Here is a 208-nt window from a genome sequence, read left to right as displayed (position 1 = left end):
GCCCAGCAGCGGGGCGCAGCTCGCCCACACCGGCAGCGACGTGCCGATGGGCCTCGCCCTCCCGGTCGGCGCGGGCGCGCTGCTGGCGGGCGCCGTGCTGTACCGCAAGGCGCGGGCCTCGGTCTGATCCGGTGACGGACCCCGGCCGGCGAGGACCGGGTGCCCGACGGCCGGGTGCATGACAAAGCGGGCCCCGCGTGAGCGGGGC

It is taken from the genome of Streptomyces carpinensis, assembly GCF_002154505.1.
Classification (GTDB): domain Bacteria; phylum Actinomycetota; class Actinomycetes; order Streptomycetales; family Streptomycetaceae; genus Streptomyces; species Streptomyces carpinensis.
Note: the sequence above shows the minus strand (reverse complement) of the source record.